The organism is Streptomyces musisoli, assembly GCF_016741855.1.
GTDB lineage: Bacteria > Actinomycetota > Actinomycetes > Streptomycetales > Streptomycetaceae > Streptomyces > Streptomyces musisoli.
Genome location: NZ_JAERRH010000002.1, coordinates 1 through 24131, shown reverse-complemented (window position 1 = coordinate 24131; position 24131 = coordinate 1). Strand labels below are relative to the sequence as shown.

Here is a 24131-nt window from a genome sequence, read left to right as displayed (position 1 = left end):
GCCGGGGGGTTGATCACCGGGGGGTGATGGCCAGGGGGTGGTTACCAGGGGTGGGTGACGGTCACGGGGGCCGAGGCGTTGTAGAGCTCCCCCACGGCGCGCACTTCGAACCGTGCCGTGGTCTCTCCCTGTTCGGGCCGCAGGCCGGCGAGGTGGTAGGCGCGCTGGCCGGTGGCGCCGAGGAAGCGGCGGGTGCCGTCGGGGAGGAGGCGGTGGAGGGTGTAGTGGCGGACGGTGCCGGGGGCGGGGTCCCAGGCGAGGCGGAGATCGCCGCCGTTCGCCGCGGTGACGCGGGCGGCGGAGGGCGCGGCGGGAACCGGCGGGGTGCCGCCGGGGCGGACCGCGAGACCGCCCAGCCGCCAGCGCACCGGGCCCCCGGTGGCGGTGAGCCGGACGCCGAGGGCGTGGACGGTGCCGGACAGCGCGGCGAGCGGCACGGTCACGGTCCGCCAGCCGTCGACAGGCTTCACCCGGGCACCCGGGGTCACGGCCAGATACCTGTAGGGCGGTGCCGCCCCCGCCTTACCCGGTTCGGCCGTCGCCACCGCCAGTTCGACGTTCACCTCCCCAGACTCGCTCCGGTACGTCAGGTCGACAACCGTGTCCGCACCGGTCGGCAGTCGGGTCGCGTACAGGTCCACCACCGCGGGCTGATCCGGTTCACCCGTGACCAGCACACTGCTCCCGCCCCGCCAGGCGTCCGCGAAGTCGAAGGAGACCACCGGCCGCTCCCCCGCCGTCCGCACCACCCACCGGCGCGACGGCAGCCGGTCCTGGAGCCCGAGGTGGTTCCAGGGCGCGTCCGAGGTGACGGTGCCCTCCTCGTACCAGCGCAGTCCGTGTCCGGTGTTGAACACGCTCGCGAACGGCACCGAGATCACCGTCGACCGGTCCGCCACGGACACCGCCGGCGCCCGCCACGGATCGCCCGCGTCCGGCCGCGAGGGATCGAGCGACCGTCCCGTCCAGAACCGGTCGTCGGCGGCGTGGAAGTCCTCGGGGGCACGCTGGTCGGCGGGCAGGTGGTTGCGCGTCCACTCGGGCCGGTAGAAGCCGATCGAGGCGATGTGCGGCTTGCCGGCCGGCACGATCGCGTCCCAGTCCGCATAGGTACCGGACCCGTTCGACTCGACGTCGACGCCGGCCCACAGCTGGTAGCGGCTGCGGCCCAGACGCTGTGCCCTGGTGCCGGACGAGGCGAGCGTGGCCGCGCTCCACCGGAAGTCCACGAACATGTCGTCGGCGGCCTGGAAGAAGGCCTGGTTCTGACTGTTCAGGGCGCCCTGCCAGCTGACCGTGCCGTTCACGGTCATCGCGTCGTACCAGGTCACCCGCTGCCCCCTGGCCGCCGCGAGCGCCTTCAGCTCCCTCATGAAGCCCAGCATGGCCGTGCCGAGCGCGGTGTTCCCGCCGCCCGTCTCGGCGTTCACGAACCAGCCGTCGAAGCCGTGGGCCGAAGCCACCTCGACGAGTTGCGCGGCGAGCGGGTAGTGCCCGTCGGCGTCCTGCTGCACCAGGTCCCGGGTCCACTGGAGCTGTCCGCCGTAGGCCACCGGGGGCAGGAAGATGTTCCCGAGGACGGGGACGCCGTGCCGGTGGGCCGCGTCCACGACGGGCGCGTTCGGCGCGAGGATCAGGCCCTCGCCGGCCGAGCCGCCCCAGAACACCAGCTCGTCGAGGTAGGCCCAGTGGGTGAGGGCGTAGTAGTCGGCGGTGGCCGAGCCCTGGGAGGGGTTGCCCGACGTCGGTCCGAAGGAGACCAGCGCCTGGACGCGGGCCTGTCCGGCCCGGGCGGTGGTGTTCGCCGGGGTCGGGGTGAAGCGGGGGGCGAGCGGTACGGAGGCGGCGTTGCAGGCGAGGTCGGGGTCGTCGGCCGCGCGCCAGCTCTTCAGGCCGCGCCAGGTGATGCCGGGGCCGGGGCTGCCGGCGGGCAGCGTGTCCGGGTACCAGTACGAGGCGTACGGCGGGGTCGCGGCGGCGGCTCGCGGGGCCGCCGAGGCGTACGGCGAGGGGGCCAGGGCGGCGGTGGCCGCGGCGGTGCCGGCGATCAGGACGGTGCGTCTGGTGGGGTTCACGAGCGGGTGCCTCCTTGGGGGGTGGGGAGTACCTGGTCGGGAGTGACGACCTCGGTGATGCCGCGCGCGTCGAGGTGGTCCCTGTCGTCGGCGCGCGTGTCGAGGACGGTGGTCGGGCGGGCGCCGTCGGCGACGAGCCGGAAGAAGGCGTCGAAGACGTCGCCGCCGGGCGCGCAGCGGGAGCGGTGGGCAGGCTCGGCGGGCACGACGAGGGCCGTGCCGCGTGCCGCTGGGGTGTGCGGTACCCGGTGGGCCGCCGCGTCGGCCAGGACGCGGGCGATGTCCTTCGGCTGCCGTTCGTCGGTGAACAGGCCGAGGGAGTACTCGAGTTCGGGGAAGTCGGCGAGCCTGCGCGAGACGTCGTGGGAGCACCACCAGGTCACGCCCCACAGGTCGGGGCAGTCCAGGACGTGTCCGATCGTGGCCTCGGCGAAGGCGGCGGCGTGCTCGGCGGGTACGAGGGGCGCGGGGGCGCCGACCTCCTGGAGCCACACCGGCCGGTGCGGCTCGTCCGCCCATGCCTTGCTCAGTTCGACCAGGTAGGCGGCATGGTGCTCGGCCGGCACGGAGGTGCGGCCGTGACGCTGGGCGGTTCCGTTGAACACCCAGGAGTGCACGGCGGTGACGGCGCCGAGCCGGGCGGAGTGTCCGGGGGTGAAGGGCTGGTCGTCCTGGTACCAGGCGGCGTCGTAGGAGGCGTGCAGATGCAGCCGGCCGGGGGCGCCCTCGGCGCAGGCGGCGAGCATCCGCTCGAGCCAGCGTGCGGCCTCCTCGGCCGTGATGCGGTCGGGGTCGGGGTGGGGTCCGGCGGCGAACTGGTTGACCTCGTTGCCGACGGTCATGCCGATGAAGCCCGGCCGGTCGGCGAGGGCGGCGGCGAGGGTGCGCAGGTAGGCGGCCTGGCCGTCGGTCACGTCCGGGTCGGTGAAGAGGTTGCGGCGGTGCCAGGTGCGCGTCCAGGCCGGCAGGAAGTCGAAGCTGCTCAAGTGGCCCTGCAGGCCGTCCACGTTGACGTCCAGGCCGCGTTCGGCGGCGGCGTCGGTCAGGGCCACGAGCTGGTCGACGGCGTGAGGGCGGATCAGGGTGCGGTTGGGCTGGAAGTACGGCCACAGCGGAAAGACCCGGATGTGGTCGAGACCGAGCGCGGCGATCGTGTCGAGGTCGGCGCGCACGGAGTCGAGGTCGAAGTCGAGCCAGTGGTGGAACCATCCTTCGCTGGGCGTGTAGTTGACGCCGAAGCGCACGTCAGGAGGCATGGATGTCCTAGCTGTCCTCGGGAAGCGGTTGACGTCGGTCAGCCCTTGACGGCCCCTTCGCCGACCCCGCGGAAGAAGTACCGCTGGAGGCAGGCGAACAGGGTGATGAGCGGGGCCACGGCGATCACGGTGCCCGCGGCGACGAGGCGCTCGTCGTTGGCGAAGGTGCCGTGCAGGTAGTCGAGGCCGATGGTCAGGGTGAACTTGGACGGGTCGCTGAGGACGATCAGCGGCCACAGGAAGTCGTCCCAGGCGCCCATGAAGGCGAAGATCGCGACGACGGCCACCGTCCCCTTCACCGAGGGCAGGGCGACGCGCAGGAACCGCTGCCAGACGTTGGCGCCGTCGACGTAGGCCGCCTCCTCGATCTCGTAGGGCAGGTTGCGGAAGGCGTTGCGCATCAGCAGCACGTTCATGGCGCCGATCGCGCCGGGCAGGACCACTCCGATCAGGGTGTTGTTCAGGCCCAGTTCGCGCATGGTGGTGAACTGGGCGATGACGATGCCCTCGACGGGGACGAGCATCGCCAGCACGAAGACGAGCGTGGTGACGCGCCGGCCGCGGTAGCGCAGCCGGGCCAGGGCGTACCCGGCGAGGGCCGAACCGACGCAGTTGGTCACGACGTTGGCGGCGGCGACCTTCAGGGAGTTCAGGGCGTAGTCCCAGACCGGGATGGTGTCGGCGACCCGGGTGTAGTTGTGCAGGGTGGGGTGGGCGGGCAGGAACCTGGGCGGTGAGCCGTAGATGTCCTCGGTGGGTCCCTTGAGGGAGGTGGACAGCTGCCACAGGAACGGGCCGACGGTCAGGGCGAGGACGGCGAGCAGCAGCAGGTACCGCCAGACCAGTTCCCCGGTCCGGACGCGGCGGCCGTGCTCGTCGGTGACGCGCGGCTCCCGGGCGGCGGCGGTGGCCGGCCGCTCGGGCCGCACCTTCTCCAGGACGCTCACCTCTCCTCCCTCCGGTCGGCGCGCAGCACGAGCAGCATCAGGGCGACGGTGACGACGAAGACGACGACGGAGAGGGCGGAGGCGTAGCCGACCCGGCCGGTCAGGCCGGTGCCGGTGCGCTGCACGAGCATGACGAGGGTGGTGTCCTCGCCGGCCGGGCCGCCGTTCGGGCCGGCCATCAGGTAGACCTCGGAGAACACCTTGAAGGCGGCGACCGAGGAGAGCGCGGCGACCAGCACCATCGTGGACCGTACGGCGGGCACGGTGACGGAGAGGAAGCGGCGCACCGGTCCGGCGCCGTCCACGGCCGCGGCCTCGTGCAGTTCGCGCGGGACGTTCGCGAGCGCGGCCAGATAGATGATCATGTAGTAGCCGAGGCCCTTCCACACCGTCACGGCCATGGCGCTCAGCAGGAGCAGCCACTGGTCGCTGAGGAAGCCGATCCGGCCGATGCCCACGCTCTCCAGCAGCGAGTTGACCAGGCCGCGCTCGTCCAGCAGCCACACCCAGATCAGGCCCACCACGACGATGGAGGCGACGACCGGGGTGTAGAAGGCGGAGCGGAAGAAGGTGATCCCGGGGATGTTCTTCCGCACCAGCAGGGCGAGCAGCAGCGGCAGCACGACGAGCGCCGGGACGACGCCCAGGATGTACAGGAAGCTGTTGCGCAGGCCGGTCCAGAACATGTCGTCGTGGAGCAGCTCGCGGAAGTTGGCGAGGCCCACGAAGTGGCCGGGGAGCAGGGTGCGGCGGTCGGTGAAGGAGTTCGCGAGGGTGGAGGCGAAGGGGTAGAGCACGAAGGCGCCGGTGATCAGCAGCCCGGGTGCGGCGAACAGCCAGGGGCTGACCAGGAGCTGGCGCTTGACGCGGAGGGGCGCGGCCATGGGGGTCAGCCCTGCTGGAGCAGCCGGTCGGCGGCCTCGACAGCGTTGTCGAGGGCTTCCCGGGGGCTCTCCTTGCCCTGGAGCGCCTTGGCCACCTCGTTGCGCAGCGCGGTCTTCATCTGTTCGCTGAACAGCACGGGCGTGTAGTTGACGGCGCTCTTCAGCGACTTGGCCGCGGCGATGCGCACCCGGGTCTCGTCGGTGCCGTCCTCCTCGGTGAAGTACGGGTCGTCCAGGGAGCCGGCTGTGCTCGGGAAGATGGCGACCTTCTTGGCGAAGGCCATCTGGTTCCGCGCGTCGGTGACGAAGTGCGCGAAGGCGACCGCGGCCGGGGTGTGCCTGGTGCGGGAGTTGACCATCACGCCCATCACGTACATGTTGACGTGCCCGCTGCTGGTGATCTGGTCGGTGATGCCGATGTTCCTGTACAGGCCGGGCGCGTTCTTCTTGAAGTTGCCGAGGTCCAAGGCGCTTCCGGGGTTCATGGCGACGGCACCGGTGAGGAACTTCTTGCCGGCGGACTCCCCGGTGGCGGTCAGCGCCTGCGGATCGAGGGCCTTGGCGTCGTACAGCTGCTTGTACCTGGTGAGGAGTTCGACGCCCTTGGCGTCGTTGAAGGTGAACCCGGTGCCCTGCTCGTTCATCAGCGGTACGCCGTAACGGCCGAAGTCCTCGATGGTGGGCACGTTGGCCAGGGTGGCGACCTTGCCGTCGCTCTTCTGCGCCATCCGCAGCGCGTCGAAGAAGAGTTCGTCGTACGTCCTGGGTGGCTGGTCGGGGGCGAGTCCGGCCTTCTCGAACAGGGCCTTGTTGTAGAAGAGCGGCCCGGTGTTCAGGTACCAGGGGAAGGCGTACGTGCCGCTCATGCCCGGTATCCGGTGGCCGGCCCAGGCGCCCTCCAGGTACTCGGACCGATATGTGGCGGCGGCCTTGTCGAGATCGAGGGCGAGGCCGGCCTTGGCGAGCGGGGCGACCAGGTCCGGGGAGACGTTGACGACGTCGGGCAGGGTGCCGCCGGCGGCGTCGGCGCTGAGCTTGTCGGCGTAGCCCTCGGCGGGCTGGTCGACCCATTTCACGTGGGTGCCGGGGTACTTGTGCTCGAAGTCGGCGATCACTCCCTCGAAGTACGGCTTGAAGTTGGCGCGCAGGTTCCAGGTCTGGAAGGTGATGTCGCCCTCCACCTTGCCGGAGGCGTCGGTCGTGCCGCCGTCGTCTCCGCCCGAGCCGCAGGCGCTCAGCGGCAGGACGAGGGCGACGGCGACGGCGGCGAGGGCTCTGCGGGACATGGGCACGGACACGGCTCCCTTGCTGGGTCGGGCTGTCGGTGGCGCCGAAGACCTTGCCCAGTGCGTTCGGAGAAAGTCAATGCATTCGTTGGAGCTAAAGAAATACGGCCTTCATCAGTGCAGGTCAGACGGTTCTGGCCGAGAACTTGCCGTCAACTGCTAATGCGCTTTAGGGTCTTGACACTCAAGCGCATTAGCGAGCACCTTCCCGGAAGGGGGAGAAACGTGCCGACCAGACGGTCCCCCGCCCGCCGGCCCACGATGAAGGACATCGCCCGGCGGGCCGGAGTGTCCGAGAGCGCGGTGTCCTTCGCGCTCAACGACCGCCCCGGCGTCTCCGAGGTCACCCGTGCCCGGGTGCGCCGCGTCGCCGAGCAGCTGGGGTGGCGGCCCAGCACGGCGGCCCGCGCCCTGTCCGGGGAGGGCGCGGCGACGGTCGGCTTCGTGCTGGCCCGCCCGGCGGACACGCTGGGCGTCGACTCGTTCTTCCTCCAGCTCGTCTCCGGCATCCAGGAGGTGCTCGCCGAGCGCCATCTGGGGCTGCTGTTCCAGGTGGTGGAGGACGTGGCCGACGAGTGCGCGGTGTACCGGCGCTGGTGGGCCGAGCACCGGGTGGACGGCGTGCTGGTCGTCGATCCGCGCGCCGCCGACCCGCGCCCGGAGCTGCTGGACGAACTCGGTTTGCCCGCCGTGGTGATCGGCGGCGCACCGGACGAGCGTCACCCCGGGCTGTCCACGGTCTGGGCGGACGACGCGGGCGCGATGGCGTCGGTCGTGGACGAGCTGACCGCCCTCGGCCACCGCCGGATCGCCCACATCGCCGGTCTGCCCGACCTCGCGCACACCCAGCGCCGGGTGCGGGCCCTGCGGGGCGAGGCCGAAGGGCGGGGCCTGACCGAGGTCCGGTCGGTGACCACCGACTACTCGGACGCCGAGGGTGCCGCCGTCACCCGTCGCGTCCTGAGCGCCGCCGCTCCCCCGACCGCGTTGATCTTCGACAACGACGTGATGGCGGTGGCCGGGGTCGCGGCGGCGGCCCAACTCGGCTGCCGGGTGCCGGAGGACGTCTCCGTCGTCTCCTGGGAGGACTCGGCCCTGTGCCGCATGGTCGAGCCCTGGCTGTCCGCGTTGTCCCGGGACAGCGCGGAGTTCGGCCGCACGGCGGCACGGGAGTTGACGGCCCTGCTGGACGGTGGCTCGGCGCGGGCGGTGCGCGTGCCGATGCCGCGTCTGACGGTGCGGGGCAGCACGGCGGCCGCCGCCGTCGGATGACGGGCGACCGGCGACCGGCGACCGGCGACCGGCGACCGGCGACCGGCGACCGGCGGGAACGGCCTCTCGACGTACCGGGTGCCGCCGGGCGGGAACGGGTTCCGACCGACGTACCGGGGGCCGCCGGGCGGGAACGGGTTCCGACCGACGTACCGGGGGCCGCCGGGCGGGAACGGGCTCTCGACGTACCCGGCGCGGCCGGGCACAGTTCTCCCTACGCGCCTTGCATACCGGCGAGTAGCCGGGGAGCCGGCGGGCGCGGAACCGACGACTAGCCTAGGAGCGCCCGTGAGCAGCTGGGCCGGCCGGAGTGCCGCCGAGATCGCCGCCGCCGTCCGCGAGAAGCGGGTCACGCCCCGGGAGGTGGTGGCCGAGCATCTCGCGCGGATCGAGCGGCTCGACGGCCGGATCGGGGCGTTCCGGAAGGTCCGGGCGGAGGCGGCGCTCGCCGAGGCCGACGAGGTGGCCGCCCGTGGCGAGCTGGCACAACTGCCGCTCGCGGGCGTGCCGGTGGCGGTCAAGGACAATCTGCCGGTGCGCGGCGAGGCGTGCCGCATCGGCTCCGCCGCCACCCCGGAAGCCCCGGCCGCCGACGATCACGTGACGGTGGCCCGGCTGCGCGCGGCCGGTGCGGTGGTCGTCGGCCTGACGAACGTGCCCGAGCTGTGCGTCTTCGCCACCACGGAGGGCCCCTACGGCATCGCCCGCAACCCCTGGGACCCGTCCCGCACGGCCGGCGGCTCCTCCGGTGGCAGCGCGGCGGCGGTGGCCGCGGGGCTGGTGCCGCTCGCGCTCGGCAACGACGGGATGGGCTCGCTGCGCATCCCCGCCGCCAACTGCGGGCTGGTCACGCTGAAACCGGGACACGCGGTGGTGCCGGCGGGGATCGGCAACGGCGACTGGTTCGGCATGTCGGAGAACGGCCCGCTGGCCACGACGGTCGAGGATGCGCGGCTGATGCTGGGGGTCCTGGCCGACACGGAGTTCGCCCGCCGCGAGGAGCCGCGTCCCCGGAAGATCGCCGTCGCGCTGCGCAGCCCGGTCGCCGGGGTGAGCGTGAGCCGGCCGTACACGGCCGCGGTGCGGCAGGCGGCCGGGGCGCTGGCCCGGTCCGGGCACCAGGTGCGGCGGGCCGAGCCGCCGTACCCGCTCTCCCTCGGCGTGACCGCGCTGCAGCACTGGACGGCCGGGACGGCGAGGGACGCCGCGGACCTGAACCGGGCGCGGCTGGCCCGCCGCACCCGGGTGCACGCGGCCCTGGGCCGCCGCTTCGAGGGCACCGTCCGCACCGGCGCGGCCCGGGACCGGCTGCGGGCCCGGCTGACACCGTTCTTCACCGAGTACGACGTGCTGCTCACCCCGGCTCTGGCCCGCCGCTCCCCGAAGGCCGGCCCGTGGCACGAACGCGGCTGGCTGCGCAACGTCCTCGCCAACTCCGCCTATTCACCCTTCACCCCGCCGTGGAACCTGACCGGCTGGCCGGCGATGTCCGTCCCGGCCGGCACCCTGCCCTCGGGCGCCCCCTGCGCCGTGCAGTTCGTGGGCCGGCCGGGCACGGAGTCCGTCCTGCTGGACCTGGCGGCGGAGCTGGAGGAGCTGAGCCCCTGGCGGCGGACGGCACCGTGACGGCGCGGCGGTGAGGGAAGGGCGTCAGTCGGCATGGGCGTGAGTCCGGCACGCCCATGCGCGCGGCGATCGCGGCGATCGCGACGGTGACGACGGCGAGGTCAGTCCACGCTCGGCAGGATGTGCGGCTCGGCCAGATCGTCCTCGTAGCCCGCGAGGCGGATCGGGGCGGATCTGGCCCACACGTCGAGGCTGCCGAGTTCTCCGGGCCGGCGGCCCGCGCGCTCCGTGTGTTCCTTGGGGCGCTGCTCGCGATTCGTCTTCTCCGGTGTCACCGCGCACTCCTTATGTGTCGGGTCACCCTCGGGGCGTACCGGACAGTCTGCGCTTCGGCGCTGGACGCCCGCTCGGGTCTGGATGGAAGGCCGCTTCGGACGCGGTGGCGCCGGTGTCTCTGTGAGTGCAGGCCGTTGTGGAGCGGCTCACCCCAGGACGGACGATGGGTGTGGGTGGGACCCCGTACTGCTGTCCGTCCACTCCAGATTAACCAAATGAGCGGCCATCCGCTCGATAGGGATGGCAAACAAGCTGTAAGCCCTACGCTTCTTGCAGCACCCCAATACACCCTAATATGGGGCTTTTTGAAGTATGGCGGCCACTCGGACGACGCACGGAATCACCCACTCGGCCTATACGGGCGAACGCTTCTTCGAACCGGCTAGCAGCCGCCGGCCGGACCCGGCGCAGTTCAAGTGCCGTTGGCCGGGCGGCAAGCTCGCCATGGTCTGCTGACGCGGCAACGGCTGTCTCGCGGAAGGACTGACGCATGGAGCTGCGCAGCGTCGAGGAGCTGATGGATCTGCTGTACACCGGCCGGCACCAGCACGCGCTGCGGACCGCGGCGCTGCTCCGCCGCAGCCGTCCCGCCGACAAGGAGCTCCAGGTGGCGGCCCTGGTGCGGGGCATCGGGCCGGCGCTTGGCCCGGACGACGAGTCGGCACGGGCGCGTAGCGCGGCCGAGGCGGTGCGCTCCCTGCTCGGGGAGCGGGTCTCCCGGCTGGTGGGCGGGGCCGCGGACCCCGCCGACGACGATCTGCTGCGGCTGCGCCAGGCCGGCGAGGAGAGCCGCACGGCCGGCTTCGACGCGGGCGTGCTGGAGGACTGGCGCACGGTGCTGGAACTGGTGGCGGCCCGCCACGCGCGGCTCGGCGCGGTCGACTGAGGGCCCGCTGCCGCACACCGGCACAGCGGCTCTCCGGCTCTCCGGCTCTGCGACTCTCCGGCTCTCCGGCTGTCCGGGGGTCAGCCCGGGCGTCCGTGGCGCGGCTTCCCCGGCCCGGACGCCCCGGCCGGGGCGTCACCCGCCCGGCGGATCACCACTTGCCGGGCGCGTAGTCCTTCAGGAAGACGCCGTACAGGTCCTCGCCCGCCTCGCCGCGCACGATCGGGTCGTAGACGCGGGCGGCGCCGTCGACGAGGTCGAGGGGCGCGTGGAAGCCGGCCTCGGCGAGGCGCAGCTTGTCGTAGTGGGGGCGCTCGTCGGTGATCCAGCCCGTGTCGACCGAGGTCATGAGGATGCCGTCGGCCTGGAACATCTCCTCGGCGCTGGTCCGCGTCACCATGTTCATCGCGGCCTTGGCGGCGTTGGTGTTCGGGTGGCCCGCGCCCTTGTAGCCGCGGGCGAAGACGCCTTCCATGGCCGAGACGTTCACCACGTAGGCCCGTCCGCTCGCCGCCTTCCTGGCGGCATCGGCCATGGCCGGGCGGAGCTTGCTGATCAGGATGAAGGGCGCCGTGTAGTTGCACAGCTGGGTCTCCAGCAGCTCCACCGGCGAGATCTGCTCGATGGTCTGGACCCAGGTGTTGGACTCGACGACGTCGGGCAGCAGGCCGCCGGCGTCGATGGCGGTGCCGTCGAGGTGCCGGGCGACGCTGGCGTTGCCCGCGACCAGCGCGAGGTCGGCGACCTTCTGCGCGTCGAGCCCGCTGGTGCCGACCGGCAGCGCGGCCAGGCCGTCGACCGCACCGGAGTTGAAGGCGCCGATGACGTGGTGGGCGGGCAGCTCCCCGGCGGGCAGCGGCGCGCTCTCGCCCTCGACCAGGGCGGCGTAGGCGGAGGGCAGACGGCGCACGGTCTGGGTGGCGTTGTTGATCAGGATGTCCAGCGGGCCCGCCTCGGTGAGCTGGTCGGCCAGCGCGACGGCCTGGGCCGGGTCGCGCAGGTCGATGCCGACGACCTCCAGGCGGTGCATCCAGTCCGCCGAGTCGTCCATCGCCTTGAAGCGGCGGATGGCGTCCTTGGGGAACCGCGTCGTGATGGTCGTGTGCGCGCCGTCGCGCAGCAGCCGCAGCGCGATGTACATGCCGATCTTGGCCCGGCCGCCGGTGAGCAGGGCGCGCTTGCCGGTGAGGTCGGCGCTCGCGTCCCGCTTGGTGCGGTTCTCGGCGGCGCACTTCTGGCACAGCTGGTGGTAGAAGTAGTCGACCTCGACGTAGCGCTGCTTGCAGACGTAGCAGGAACGCGGGCGCTGGAGTATGCCCGCGATCCGGCCGGCCCCGACCTTGGAGGAGGGCAGGATGCCCTCGGTCTCGTCGTCGATGCGCTCGGCGGAGCCGGTCGCGGTGGCCTCGGTGACGGTGCGGTCGTGCGCGGTCTTGGCGGCCCGGCGCTCCTGGCGGCGGCGCTGCTTGACCGTGCGGTAGATGTGCGACGTGGCCCGGCGCACCGCGATCGCGTCGGGGTGGTCGACCTCGATCCGGTCCAGCTCCTCCAGCACGCTCAGGCAGACGGCCAGCCGCTCGGGGTCGATACCGGGCCCGTAGACCACCTCGTCCATGGACGCCGAGCCGTCCTCTGTCACCGTCATCGCGCTGCCGCTTCCCTGATCACCCGCGCAGCGCTCCGACTCGCGCCCGCTTTCGAACAGCGGATTTTACGGAGCGGCGGGCCCGGGAACCAAACCGCTTTCCCGCAGGGGCCCCGCCCACACCTGCGGATCATCCCGCCCCGGCCACGCGCCCGCGGGTCCCCGACGGCGCGTCCGCCTGCTGCGGGACCGTCCGGCCCCCCCGTGACGAGCGCCGCACGGGGCTGAGGTGGCGGCCACGACCGGCCGGAGGCAGGTGTCGGTACTCACACCCAAGCGGCCGGTGACAGGTGCCGGCACGCACACCCGGCCGGCCGGCCGGTGACAGGCGCCGGCACGCACACCCGAGCGGCCGGAGGCAGGTGCCGGCAGTCACACCCGGCCGGCCGGACGCGGGTGTCAGCAGTCGCAGGCCGTCAGCAGCGCCTCGACCTCCTCCGACACCGCCCGGGCGAACACCTCCAGGTCCGGCACGGCCCGCGCGTCGGCGACGAGCCCGTAGTGCACGCTCCCGCGATACGTGGAGATCGCGACCGCCAGCGCCTGGCCGGGCGCGAGCGGGGCCAGCGGATACACCTCGGCCAGCTGGTGGCCGCCGAGCCGGAGCCCGATGCCGGGCAGCGGCACGCTGGTGACCAGGATGTCGAACCACAGCCGGGCGGCCTGGCCGACCAGCGGCCCGCCGAGCCGGTGGCCGAGCGCGGGCACGTGATCGGCGAGCAGCGCGACCGCGCCGGCCCCGCGATCGGAGCCCGCGTCCTTGTTGCGGACCATCGCCGTGCGCACCGCGCCCAGCCGCCGGAGCGGGTCCGGGTCGTCGACCGGAAGCCGTATCAGGTACCCGGAGAGCCGGTTGCCCTGCGGTTGCGCGGTGCGCGGGCGGCGCCGGGAGACCGGGATGAGGGCGCGCGGGGCGACCCCTTCGCTGCCGTCGCCGCGCTCGTCCAGCCAGCGGCGCAGGGCGCCGGCGACGACGGCGATGAGGACGTCGTTCACGGTGCCGCCGGCGCTCTTGCGCACCCGGTGCACGTCGTCGATGTCGACGACGACGCCGGCGGTGCGGCGGGTGCCGCTGGGCGTGGAGGTGAGCGCGGCGCACGGGCGCATGCCGAGGGTGGAGCGGGCGAGCGAGGCGCCGATGTCCACGGCCCGGCCCGCGTCGGACAGGGCGCCCCTGAGCAGCCCGGGGACCAGTGCGGGCAGCCGGCGCACGTCGGACAGCAGGCCGCGCGGCGGCTCGATGGCGCGGGGGGCGCGCTCGGGCAGGTCGACGGGGTCCAGGACGCCGGCGGCGAGCTTCAGCGCGCGCAGTCCGTCGGCGAGGGCGTGGTGGAACTTGAAGAGCACGGCGAAGGACACCCCGTCCTCGCCGGGCAGCACATGCGCCTCCCACGGCGGCCGGCCGCGTTCCAGCGGGCGCTCCATCAGCCGGCCGGCGACCGCGTGGAAGTCGTCGGTCGGGGCGTGCAGCCGGACATGGTTCAGGGGGTCGAAGTCCGGGTCGGTCTCGCGGGTGGCGCCGCCGAAGGCGAGCGGCTGCCAGATGTCGCGGATGCGCATGCGCAGGCCGGGTACGGCGGCGGCGCGGGCGGCGAGCAGGTCGGCGGCGTGGGCCCCGGCGGTCGGCGAGTGCGCGGCGAAGACACCCAGCGCCCCGAGGTGCATCGGGTGCCGGTCGGACTCCATGTTCCAGAAGGCCAGATCGAGGGGAGCGAGCAGGTCGGAAGTCAAGGGCTTGCCTCACGCGTCGGCGACGGGTGGATCAGCAGTCAATCTCCGCCAGACGATTACGGTCAAGTACGATCAAGCTACGCACAGTTAACGTCAGGTTAAGTCCCGCCGCCGCTGAAAGCCGCGGGACTCCGGAGACGGCTCAGGTCACCTCAGGACGGGTGGCGCCGCCTCGGGTGACGTACCCCACTCCGACGGGCGCGGGCCGACCGTGAAGGCGACGGAGCGCAGCGAACGCAGCGCGGCCGTCGTCAGATAGGTCCTGCCGAGCGGGGTCCCGTCCGTGCGCACGGCCTGGACGTAGCGGTCGGTGGCCGAGGTGCCGGGCGCGGTGACGGTCAGCCGGCCGCTCGGCCAGTAGTGACGGTCCAGCGCCAGGTCGACGTGGTCGAAGACCGGGGTGGTCAGGCCCCAGGTGTCGTAGCCGGGCTGGACCGGGAAGAGCCCGATCGACGACAGGACGTTCCAGGCGGACATGGTGCCGAGGTCGTCGTTGCCGGTCATGCCGGTGGGACCGTCCGTGAACAGGGTCAGCGCCGCGTGCACCACGTCCGTGGTCTTCCAGGGCTGGCCGGTGGAGAGGTAGGTGTAGGGCGCGATGAGGTCCGGCTCGTTCATCGGGTTGTACACGGCGGCGTTGTAGTAGGCGTACGGGTCCCCGTGCACCCACACCTCGCGGGCCGTGCCCTCCGGGTCGGCGAGCAGCCGGCCGTAGGCGAAGAAGGAGTCCAGGCGCTCGTTGGCGGCGTGCGTGCCGCCGATCAGCCCGACCATGCCCGGCACGTCCTGCGGGACGAGCCACTGGTACTGCCAGGCGGTGCCCTCGTGGAAGCCGGTGCCACGGGCCGGGTCGGGCGAGCCGGTGAAGGCGCCGGAGGCGTCACGGGCCCGGAAGAAGCCGGTGGCCGGGTCGAAGACGTTGCGGTAGTTGCGCGAGCGGGCCGCGTAGCGGGCCGCGTCCTCGTCGTGCCCGAGACCGCGGGCCATCTGGGCGAGCATCGCGTCGGCGAGCGCGTACTCCAGGGTGACGGAGGCGCCGTGGTGGTAGTCGGAGTCGCCCATCTTGGCGTACGGCCGGCCCTTGACGTAGGGCGCGAACCCGTGCGCGACGTACTCGGCGTTGGCCTCCCGGCCGATGCCCGGGTACTCGGCCGGCGGCACGCCGTCGGCGTTCTTCCTGAGCGCCCGGTAGGCCCGCTCCTCGAAGCCCTTCAGGAGCCCCATCCGGTAGGCGGTGGTCAGGAACGGGGTGACCGGGTCACCGCTCATGACGTTCGTCTCGACCGGGCCGTAGCCCCACTTCGGCAGCCACCCCCCGTCCTCGTCGACCGCGACCACCGACCGGGCCATGTCCCGCGCCTCACGCGGCGCGAGGAGCGCGAGCAGCTGGGCCTGGGTGCGGTAGGTGTCCCACAGCGACCAGTTCTGGTAGTAGGTGAAGCCCCGGGCCCGGTGGGTACGGCGGTCCCAGCCGAAGTAGCGGCCGTCGGCGTCGCTGCCGACGTTGGGCGCGAGGTACGACCGGTACAGCGAGGAGTAGAAGGTCCGGCGGAGCGTGGGCGTGCCGCCCCGCACCCGGACACCGTCGAGCCGGCGCTCCCACTCCGCGCGGGCCCGCCGGCGCACGGCGTCGAAGGACCGGCCGCCCTCGGCGCGCAGGTTGGTCGCGGCGCCTCGGGAGTCGACGTACGACAGGGCGGTGGTCGCCTCGACGGTGCGGTTGCGGGTGGTGTCGAAGCGGACGTAGGCACCGCCGGGTCCGCTGCGGGCGCCCGGGGTGATGGTCCGGCCGTCCCAGGTGCCGTAGGCGGTGAAGGGCCGGCTGAACCGGGTGACGGTGTAGACCGTGTACGGGCCGGTGTCGCGGCAGAAGCCGTGGCCGGTGATCTCGGTGCGCACCGTGCGGTCGTCCAGGACCTCCACCGTGCTGCCGACCGGCTTGTGCAGCGACTGGGCCGCGTTCAGCAGGACGTTGGCCTTGGTGGTGGCCGGGAAGGTGTAGCGCTGCACCCCGGTGCGGGCGGTCGCGGTCAGCTCGGCGCGGATGCCGGAGGCGAGGCCGACCCGGTAGTAGCCGGGGCTCGCCTCCTCGTCGTCGTGCGAGAACGCGGCCGCGTACCGGGCGTGGTCCGTCTGTGTGACGTCGCCGGTGGTGGGCAGCACGGGCAGGTCGCCGCCGATGCGGCAGCCGACGCCCGAGAGATGGACCAGGGAGAAACCGCGGATACGGTTCTGCGTGTAGTCGTAGCCGGTGCTGTGCCCGGTGTCCGGGGAGAGCTGCACCATGCCGAAGGGCACGGCCGCGCCGGGGAAGGTGTTGCCCTCGTTCTGGGTCCCGATGAACGGGTTGACCAGGTCGGTGAGGCGGCCGTCGGCCCGCTCTGCGGCCCGTGCGGCAGGGGTGATCAGCGTGGTCGCTGCCATCACCCCGGCCAGACACAGCCTCGTGCGCCGGGTCCCTCTCATGTCGGATGACCTCCGCAGGTTGGACATCGTTGCCTGCATCCTGAAGGCCGGACGCCATGAACCCGGGCATTCCGAGGGAATGGTGCGAAACGCGTCGCGCCGGAGCGCTGCTGACGGCGCGTCCGTCAGGACACGCGCCGGCCCTTCCCCAGCGCGATGACGCCGCCCTTGGAGACGGTGTACAGCTCGGCGTCCCGCTCCGGATTGACGCCGATCGTCGCGCCCGGCGGGACCTCCACGTTCTTGTCCAGGACCGCGCCGCGGACCACCGCTCCACGGCCGATGCGGACGTTGTCGTGCAGGACCGAGCCCTGGACCACCGCCCCCGGGTCGACGCGCACGCCCGGGGAGAGCACCGATCGGGTGACCTGGCCGCGGATCAGGCAGCCCGCGCTGATGATGGACTCGCTCGCGATGCCACCCGCGTTGAAACGGGCCGGGGAGAGCTGGCCCGAGTGGGTGTAGACGGGCCACTGCCGGTTGTAGAGGTTGAACGCCGGGCGCTCGGCGATCAGGTCCATGTGCGCCTCGTAGTAGGCGTCCAGGGTGCCCACGTCCCGCCAGTAGCCCTGGTCGCCCGGGGTCTCGCCGGGCACGTGGTTCTCGCTGAAGTCGTAGAGCCCGGCCTCGCCGCGCGCGGTCAGCTGCGGCAGGATCGAACCGCCCATGTCGTGCACGGACTGCGAGTCCTCGGCATCCCGGTGCAGCGCCTCGATCAGGGCCTTCGTGGTGAAGATGTAGTTGCCCATGGAGGCGAAGACGCACCCGGGGTCGTCCGGCAGGCCGGGGGGATCGGCGGGCTTCTCCAGGAAGCGTTCGACGGTGCGGCCGTCGGACCCCGGGGTGATCACGCCGAAGGACGAGGACTCCGCCCGCGGCACCCGGATCCCGGCCACCGTCACACCCGCGCCGCCCTCGATGTGCTGCGCGAGCATCTGCCGGGGATCCATGCGGTACACGTGGTCGGCACCGAACACGGCCACGTACTCCGGCTGCTCGTCGTACACGAGATTCAGGGACTGGAGGATCGCGTCGGCGCTGCCCAGGTACCAGCGGGGGCCGAGGCGCTGTTGCGCGGGGACCGGGGTGACGTAGTTGCCGAGCAGGCTGGACATCCGCCAGGTGGTGGTGATGTGCCGGTCCAGCGAGTGCGACTTGTACTGGGTCAGCACACAGATGCGCAGCACGTCGGCGTTGACCAGGTTGGACAGCACGAAGTCGACGAGCCGGTAGGTGCCGCCGAAGGTGACCGCCGGTTTGGCACGGTCAGCGGTCAGCGGCATCAGGCGCTTGCCCTCCCCGCCCGCCAGCACGATCCCGAGTACGGAAGGCCCTCCACGACGCATGGCCGCTCCCCTCACCCTCGTTCCGGCATGGATGCCCCGAGCGGGCCGGACCGAGCCCGCCCGAGGATCTCCCCGTACAGCCCCGCCGTGCGGCGGGCGACCACGTCCCAGCCGAACTCCCGGACCGCGCGCGCCCGTCCGGCCTCCCCCATCCGCCGGGCCGCCTCCGGGTCGGCCAGGACGGTGTCCAGGGCCCGGGCGAGAGCGGCCACGAAGTCGTCGTCCACGTCGACGAGGAGGCCCGTACGGCCGTCCTGGACGACCTCGGGGATCCCGCCCACCCGGGACGCCACCACGGGCGTGCCGCAGGCCATCGCCTCCAGGTTGACGATGCCGAGCGGCTCGTACACCGAGGGGCAGGCGAACACCGCAGCGTGGGTGAGGAGTTGGATCACCTCGGGGCGCGGGAGCAGTTGCGGGATCCAGAGCACGCCCGCCCGCACCCGGCGCAGCTCCTCGAACAGCTCCCGGAACTCCCGTTCGATCTCCGGGGTGTCGGGGGCGCCCGCGCAGAGCACCACCTGCACCCCGGGGTCGATGTCCCGTACCGCGCGCAGCAGCTGGGGCACGCCCTTCTGCCGGGTGATCCGGCCGACGAACAGGACGTACGGGCGGGCGGGGTCGATGCCGTGCCGGGTGAGGGCGTCGGTGCCGTGGGCGGGGCGGTAGAGCCGGGTGTCGATGCCGTTGCGGATCACGTGCACGCGGGCCGGGTCCAGCGCCGGATAGCAGTCGATGACGTCCTCCCGCATGGCGCCCGAGACGGCGATCACGGCGTCGGCGGCCTCGATCGCGGTGCGCTCGGCCCAGCTCGACAGGGCGTAGCCGCCCCCGAGTTGCTCGGCCTTCCAGGGGCGCAGCGGCTCCAGCGAGTGGGCGGTCACCACGTGCGGCACGCCGTACAGCAGCTTGGCGACGTGGCCGGCGAGATTGGCGTACCAGGTGTGGGAGTGGACGAGTTCGCGGCCTTCGAGGGCGGCGGCGACGGCGAGGTCCACGGAGAAGGTGCGCAGCGCGTCGTTGGAGCCGTCCAGGGCGGACCAGGGACGGTGGCGTACGACGCCGGCCCCGCGCCCCTCACCCCAGCAGTGCACCTCCAGGTCCACCAGCGAGGTCAGTTCGCGGGCGAGGAACTCCACGTGGACACCGGCACCGCCGTACACGTCCGGGGGGTACTCCCGGGTCAAAAGCCCCACTCGCACCCGTCAACCCCCTGGTCTCGGCGGCAGGTTCCTTCCATGGTCACCCAGACGCGGCGTCCGGGGAAGAGTGCGGCGGGCGGGTGAAGCAGCAGTCGCCGCAGAGCCCGCCGCCCGGCACCCGGTAGTACAGGCAGCAGCTGCGACGCCGGAAGGCCGTGCCGGTGCGTGCGCCGGTGGCGCTCAGCAGAGGGTGGTCGAACAGTTCACCGGTGAGGGCGCGGGTGCGGGCCGCCACGTCGGTACGGCCGTGGGCCCGGGCCCAGCGGCCCAGTTCCCGGGCGGTCGCGGCGAGCGCGGAGCCCGCGTTGCCCCACAGCAGACCCGCCGCGACGCCGTAGCGGTCCGTCAAGGCGGCGACCAGAGGCTCCAGATGACCGTGCAGCACGGCGGCCGTGAGCGTGGCCGCGTCGCCGGGCAGCGGGCGCAGCTCGGTGAGCCACAGGTCGTCGGGCGCGGCGGCGAGGACGTCCCAGCGCAGCAGGCGCGGGTCCAGGTCGGGCAGCCGGCCGTACAGGACGGCACACCCCAGGGCCGCCGACCACAGCCGGGCGGCGAGCCCCTGCTGGGCGATGGAGGCGGCGACCCGCGCCTCGGAGGTCCCCAGCCGCTCCCCGACGGTGGCGACGCGCAACGCCACCGGATCCGGGTGGACATCCGAAGTCGCCCCTTCGTACCCCTGCGCGAGGGTCGGCGGCCGCGGGGTGCCGGCGGCTCCGGCCGCGCCGAGCGCGGTACGCAGGACGAAGAAGCCCCCGAGGGGGCGCAGTGCGGCGAGTTCGGGGTCGAGATCCACGACAGGCACTACTACCAGGCCCGTAGTAGGGGCGGCCCCTCGGGTGTCCACCCGCGGTCACCCCTCCAGGGGATGATCGTCCGGCCGGTGTACTCCATCGGCAGTAGGACGCATGGCGTGCTCAGGTACGACGACGGGAAGAGCCCGGGCGGGCAGAGTGTTGGCCATGGAAGCCGACCGTACGCCGCGCCGGGCCCAGGACGCCCGCCGCCCGCAGAGGAGACAGCGATGAGCGCCCTGGCGTTGTCCGTGCTCCTCTCGGTCGTCTCCGCCCTCGCCTACGCGGGCGGAGCGATCGCGCAGGAGCAGGTCGCGGGGTCCTCCCCCGACAGCGCGTATCTGCCGCTGCGCCGGCCGGGCTGGTGGGGCGCGCTGACGCTCAACGGTCTCGGCGGTGTGCTGCACGTCGTGGCACTGGCCTACGGGCCGCTCAGTCTGGTCCAGCCGCTCGGCGCGCTGACCATCGTCTTCGCGCTGCCCATGGCCGCGCTGTGCGTCGGCCGCCGGGCCGGCGCGACCGCCTGGCGCGGGGCCCTGATGGCCACGGTGGGCCTCGCCGGTCTGCTGTCCCTGGTCGGCTCCTCCTCCGCGCACTCCCTCGCCCCGGCGCAGCGGCTGACGGTCGCTCTGGTCACCGGCGGGGCGGTGGCGGCACTGACGTTCGCGGGCCTGGCCGCGCACCGGCACCCGGCGGTGCGCAGCGTGCTGCTCGCCACCGCGTCCGGTATCGCGTTCGGCATGTCGTCGGTGTTCACCAAGACCGTGGCGGTGGACTGGTCCCACGGCCCCGGCACGGGCGACCTGCCCTCCCTCGCGGTGATCGCTGTGTTCACGGTCGCCGGCGTCCTGCTGTCCCAGGCCTCCTACCGGGGCGGCGGCCTCGCCGCCCCGCTGGCCACGGCGACGGTGGTCAACCCGATGCTGGCCGCCGCGGTCGGCATCCTGATGTTCGGCGAGACGTTCCGCCACGGCACCACGGGCACCGTGCTGGCCCTGGGCTGCGGGGTGGTGGCGGCGGGCGGCCTGATCATGCTGACGACGGAGCGGCTGTCGCCCACGACGGCACCGGCCACGGCCACACCGGCCCCTGCCGAGACGGTGCCGGCCGCTGTGGAGACGGTGTCGGCCGCCGCCGAGACGGTGCCGGCCGCTGTGGAGACGGTGCCGACCGTCGCCGATGCGGTGCCGGCCGCTGCCGAGACGGTGCCGGCCGCCGCCCGGGCGCGGCTCGGTGTGCCGCGGCAGCGCGGAGCCGGGCGCGCCGGAAGGAACCGGGCCGGGCGGCGCGGGACCGGCGCGGGACCGGGCGAGCCGGCCCTGCGGGGGCTGCTCGTGCCGGGCCCCGCCGGGGACGGGGCGGACACCGAGGACAGCGACGAGCCGGACGACCTTGTGCTCCCCGCGTCGTACGCCCTGCTGTCCGCGGCCATCCATGCGCCGCTGCCGACCCTGAGCCGGCAGCGTACGCGCGTCAGATCCTGACGCCGCCGGCCCGCAGATAGGCGAGCGGGTCGACGTCCGTACCGAAGCCGGGCCCCGTCCGCACCTCGAAGTGCAGATGCGGGCCCGTGACGTTCCCGGTGGAGCCGGAACGGCCGATGCGCTGTCCGGCGGTGACGCTCTGGCCGACCCGCGCGGAGATGGCGGACAGATGGGCGTACTGGGTGTAGCGGCCGTCGCCGTGCCGGAGCACCACCTGGTAGCCGTACGAACCGCCCCAGCCCGCGGCGACCACCTGTCCGGCCGCCGCCGCCTTGACCGGGGTGCCGGTCGGTACGAGGAAGTCGACGCCGGTGTGGTAGCCCTTCGACCAGTGGGAGCCCGCCACGCGGTAGCCCGTGCCGATGGACGCGGTCACCGGTGCGACGAGCGCGTGCCGGGTCGGCGGCGGGGTGTGATGCGTGGTGGGATGCTCCGAAGGAGCCTTCCGCTTCCGGGACTTGGGAGGCGCGGGAGTGGCGTGGGTGCCGCTCAGGCTGAGCCGCTGACCCGGCACGATCAGGTCGGGATCGGCGCCTATCGTGGAGCGGTTGCCCGCGTACAGCGTGCGCCAGCCGCCCTGTACGTGGTGGTCGCCGGCGATGCCGGAGAGGGTGTCGCCGTGCACCACCGTGTACATCTCGGCGCGGCCCGCCCGCGACTGCGGAGTGGTCTGCGGCTGCACGTCCTTGACGGAATGGGACTTCCGGGCGGTGGAGTGCGTGGTGCCGGTGTGCGCCGGACGCGCGGCCGTGGAGTCGGTGTGCACGTCGGGGCCGCCGCCGCCCCGGGTCAGTCCGGCCCGCACCGAGCACACGGGCCAGGCGCCGGGCCCCTGCCCGTCCAGGACCTTCTCGGCGACGGCGATCTGCTCGGCCCGGGTGGCCATGTCGGCGCGCGGCGCATAGCGGGTGCCGCCGTACGCCTCCCAGGTGGACCGGGTGAACTGGAGTCCGCCGTAGAAGCCGTTGCCGGTGTTGATGCTCCAGTTGCCACTGGACTCGCAGGCGGCGACCTTGTTCCAGGTGGCGGCGTCGGCGGCGTTCGCGGTGCCGGCGGCGACCAGCGGAATCGCGAGGCCGGCACCGCCCACCGTGACGGTGAGTGAGGCGCGGTTGATCCTGTTCGGCTGGTACCGGCGGTGCCGGCCGCGTGCGGCCATGTCCGAAATCCCCTCGGCATGCGTCAGGAGCGGCAAAAGTAAGCGCCGCGAACAGGCCATGACAAGACGGGAAATCGGCCTCTCGCCGGGGCCAAGTGGCCGTAAACGGCCCCTGCTTGAGTCGGGCGCCCGGTGAGTGAGGCAGAAGGCGGCTGCGCTGCGTACACATGCCTGGCGGGTCGGATGTGCGCTCGCCGTAGCGGCACGTCAGGATGGGCGAGGACCCGTACTGACGGAGCCGTAGTCACGAGGCAACCAGGGAGCAGGCGGTATGAGCACTTCAGCGCAGATCGGCGTCACGGGCCTCGCGGTCATGGGCCGCAATCTCGCCCGGAACTTCGCCCGCAACGGCTACACGGTCGCCGTGCACAACCGTACGGTCTCGCGGACGAAGGCGCTGGTGGAGGAGTTCGGGCAGGAGGGTGACTTCATCGCTGCCGAGACCGCCGAGGACTTCGTGGCGGCGCTGGAGCGCCCGCGCCGCCTGGTCATCATGGTCAAGGCGGGCGAGCCGACGGACGCGGTGATCGAGGAGTTCGCCCCGCTGCTGGAACCCGGCGACATGATCATCGACGGGGGCAACGCGCACTTCGCGGACACCCGGCGCCGGGAGCGGGAGCTGCGTGAGCGGGGCATCCACTTCGTCGGCACGGGCATCTCCGGCGGCGAGGAGGGCGCGCTGCACGGCCCGAGCATCATGCCGGGCGGTTCGAAGGAGTCGTACGCGTCGCTGGGTCCGATGCTGGAGAAGATCTCCGCGAAGGCGGCGGACGGCGCCCCCTGTGTCACGCACTGCGGTCCCGACGGCGCCGGGCACTTCGTGAAGATGGTCCACAACGGCATCGAGTACGCCGACATGCAGCTGATCGGCGAGGCGTACCAGTTGCTGCGCGACGTCGCCGGGTACTCGCCGGCGCAGATCGCGGACATCTTCCGCACCTGGAACACCGGCCGGCTGGACTCCTACCTGATCGAGATCACCGCCGAGGTGCTGTCCCACGTCGACGCGGCCACCGGCAAGCCGTTCGTGGACGTGGTGGTGGACCGGGCCGAGCAGAAGGGCACCGGCCGCTGGACGGTGCAGATCGCGCTGGACCTCGGGGTTCCGGTGTCCGGCATCGCCGAGGCGGTCTTCGCCCGTTCTCTGTCCGGGCACGCGGCGCTGCGCGAGGCGTCCCGCGGGCTCGCGGGGCCCAAGCCGTCGCCGCTGAGCGAGTCGGAGGCGGCGGCCTTCGCGGACCGGGTGGAGCAGGCGCTGTACGCGTCGAAGATCGTGTCGTACACGCAGGGCTTCCACGAGATCGCCGCGGGCAGCGAGGAGTACGGCTGGGACATCGACCTGGGTGCGGTGTCCGCGATCTGGCGCGGTGGCTGCATCATCCGGGCGGCCTTCCTGGACCGCATCCGCGCCGCGTACGACGCCCGTGCGGAGCTGCCGAGCCTGCTGTCCGACGAGACGTTCGCGCGGGAGATCGCCGCCGCGCAGGACGACTGGCGGGAGGTCCTGACGGCGGCGGTGCGGCAGGGGGTGCCGACGCCCGGGTTCGCGGCGGCGCTGGCGTACTACGACGCGCTGCGGGCGGAGCGGCTGCCTGCGGCGCTCACACAGGGACAGCGGGACTTCTTCGGGGCACACACGTACCGCCGTGTGGACCGCGACGGGGCGTTCCACACGCTGTGGGGCGGGGACCGGGGGGAGGTGTCGGCGTAGGGGGTAGGTGTCGGGGGGGCTAGATGTCGGCGGGGGCGGTGTCGAGGGAAGCCGGTGTCGGCGGGGGTGCGTGGGTGCGGGTGCGTGG

The 24131-nt window shown here is 73.0% G+C and carries 18 protein-coding genes; 5 read left to right on the top strand and 13 right to left on the bottom strand.

Annotated elements, in window-relative coordinates; genetic code table 11:
* Positions 1–41 precede the first annotated feature (41 nt).
* From JK361_RS04185 to JK361_RS04165, 5 genes are read right to left on the bottom strand one after another with little or no spacing between them, the layout of a single operon-like run.
* Positions 42–2075 (bottom strand): endo-beta-N-acetylglucosaminidase, encoded by a 2034-nt coding sequence (locus JK361_RS04185; RefSeq protein WP_201814282.1) that lies wholly within the window; start codon positions 2073–2075, stop codon positions 42–44.
* Positions 2072–3331: a glycoside hydrolase 5 family protein gene (locus JK361_RS04180; RefSeq protein WP_201814281.1), complete on the bottom strand. Its 1260-nt coding sequence runs from the start codon at positions 3329–3331 to the stop codon at positions 2072–2074. The genes JK361_RS04185 and JK361_RS04180 overlap by 4 nt, the downstream gene beginning before the upstream one ends.
* Positions 3332–3369: 38 nt before the next feature.
* Positions 3370–4278, bottom strand: coding sequence for a carbohydrate ABC transporter permease (locus tag JK361_RS04175; RefSeq protein ID WP_201814280.1), 909 nt, complete (start codon positions 4276–4278; stop codon positions 3370–3372).
* Entirely contained in the window at positions 4275–5162 is an 888-nt protein-coding gene (locus JK361_RS04170; protein WP_201814279.1) for a carbohydrate ABC transporter permease, read from the bottom strand. The genes JK361_RS04175 and JK361_RS04170 overlap by 4 nt, the downstream gene beginning before the upstream one ends.
* A 5-nt stretch (positions 5163–5167) precedes the next feature.
* Positions 5168–6454 (bottom strand): ABC transporter substrate-binding protein, encoded by a 1287-nt coding sequence (locus JK361_RS04165; protein ID WP_201814966.1) that lies wholly within the window; start codon positions 6452–6454, stop codon positions 5168–5170.
* A 255-nt stretch (positions 6455–6709) separates the two neighbouring features.
* On the opposite strand from JK361_RS04165, the gene JK361_RS04160 reads away from it, so the two are divergent.
* Both JK361_RS04160 and JK361_RS04155 read left to right on the top strand, forming a co-directional pair.
* Positions 6710–7720 carry a LacI family DNA-binding transcriptional regulator gene (locus tag JK361_RS04160; protein WP_236052542.1) on the top strand — a complete coding sequence of 337 codons (1011 nt, stop codon included), beginning with the start codon at positions 6710–6712 and terminating at the stop codon, positions 7718–7720.
* A 288-nt stretch (positions 7721–8008) separates the two neighbouring features.
* Positions 8009–9346, top strand: coding sequence for an amidase (locus JK361_RS04155; protein ID WP_201814277.1), 1338 nt, complete (start codon positions 8009–8011; stop codon positions 9344–9346).
* A 101-nt stretch (positions 9347–9447) separates the two neighbouring features.
* On the opposite strand, the gene JK361_RS04150 is transcribed toward JK361_RS04155, so the two are convergent.
* Positions 9448–9621: a hypothetical protein gene (locus JK361_RS04150; protein WP_201814276.1), complete on the bottom strand. Its 174-nt coding sequence runs from the start codon at positions 9619–9621 to the stop codon at positions 9448–9450.
* A gap of 491 nt (positions 9622–10112) precedes the next feature.
* Between JK361_RS04150 and JK361_RS04145 the strand changes: the two genes are divergently transcribed.
* Positions 10113–10508, top strand: coding sequence for a hypothetical protein (locus JK361_RS04145; RefSeq protein WP_201814275.1), 396 nt, complete (start codon positions 10113–10115; stop codon positions 10506–10508).
* A gap of 151 nt (positions 10509–10659) precedes the next feature.
* Here the strand turns inward: JK361_RS04145 and JK361_RS04140 are convergent, their stop codons facing one another.
* From JK361_RS04140 to JK361_RS04115, 6 genes are all read right to left on the bottom strand, one after another.
* Positions 10660–12153 carry an SDR family NAD(P)-dependent oxidoreductase gene (locus JK361_RS04140; RefSeq protein ID WP_201814274.1) on the bottom strand — a complete coding sequence of 498 codons (1494 nt, stop codon included), beginning with the start codon at positions 12151–12153 and terminating at the stop codon, positions 10660–10662.
* Between the two features lie 399 nt (positions 12154–12552).
* Positions 12553–13884 carry a wax ester/triacylglycerol synthase family O-acyltransferase gene (locus tag JK361_RS04135; RefSeq protein ID WP_201814273.1) on the bottom strand — a complete coding sequence of 444 codons (1332 nt, stop codon included), beginning with the start codon at positions 13882–13884 and terminating at the stop codon, positions 12553–12555.
* A gap of 147 nt (positions 13885–14031) precedes the next feature.
* Positions 14032–16350, bottom strand: a complete 2319-nt coding sequence (locus JK361_RS04130; protein ID WP_201814272.1) for a GH92 family glycosyl hydrolase — start codon at positions 16348–16350, stop codon at positions 14032–14034.
* Positions 16351–16475: 125 nt separating this feature from the next.
* Complete coding sequence (gene glgC, locus JK361_RS04125) at positions 16476–17696, bottom strand: glucose-1-phosphate adenylyltransferase (protein ID WP_201814271.1); 1221 nt, start codon at positions 17694–17696, stop codon at positions 16476–16478.
* 11 nt (positions 17697–17707) lie between these two features.
* On the bottom strand, positions 17708–18898 hold the full coding sequence (gene glgA / locus JK361_RS04120) for a glycogen synthase (RefSeq protein ID WP_201814270.1): 1191 nt from the start codon (positions 18896–18898) through the stop codon (positions 17708–17710).
* Between the two features lie 40 nt (positions 18899–18938).
* Positions 18939–19691 carry a (2Fe-2S)-binding protein gene (locus JK361_RS04115; RefSeq protein ID WP_201814269.1) on the bottom strand — a complete coding sequence of 251 codons (753 nt, stop codon included), beginning with the start codon at positions 19689–19691 and terminating at the stop codon, positions 18939–18941.
* 228 nt (positions 19692–19919) lie between these two features.
* Between JK361_RS04115 and JK361_RS04110 the strand changes: the two genes are divergently transcribed.
* On the top strand, positions 19920–21173 hold the full coding sequence (locus JK361_RS04110; protein WP_201814268.1) for a DMT family transporter: 1254 nt from the start codon (positions 19920–19922) through the stop codon (positions 21171–21173).
* Here the strand turns inward: JK361_RS04110 and JK361_RS04105 are convergent.
* Positions 21163–22332: a transglycosylase family protein gene (locus JK361_RS04105; RefSeq protein ID WP_201814267.1), complete on the bottom strand. Its 1170-nt coding sequence runs from the start codon at positions 22330–22332 to the stop codon at positions 21163–21165. The two genes, JK361_RS04110 and JK361_RS04105, sit on opposite strands and share 11 nt — an antisense overlap.
* Before the next feature lie 271 nt (positions 22333–22603).
* On the opposite strand from JK361_RS04105, the gene gnd reads away from it, so the two are divergent.
* On the top strand, positions 22604–24043 hold the full coding sequence (gene gnd / locus JK361_RS04100; protein ID WP_201814266.1) for an NADP-dependent phosphogluconate dehydrogenase: 1440 nt from the start codon (positions 22604–22606) through the stop codon (positions 24041–24043).
* Positions 24044–24131 lie beyond the last annotated feature (88 nt).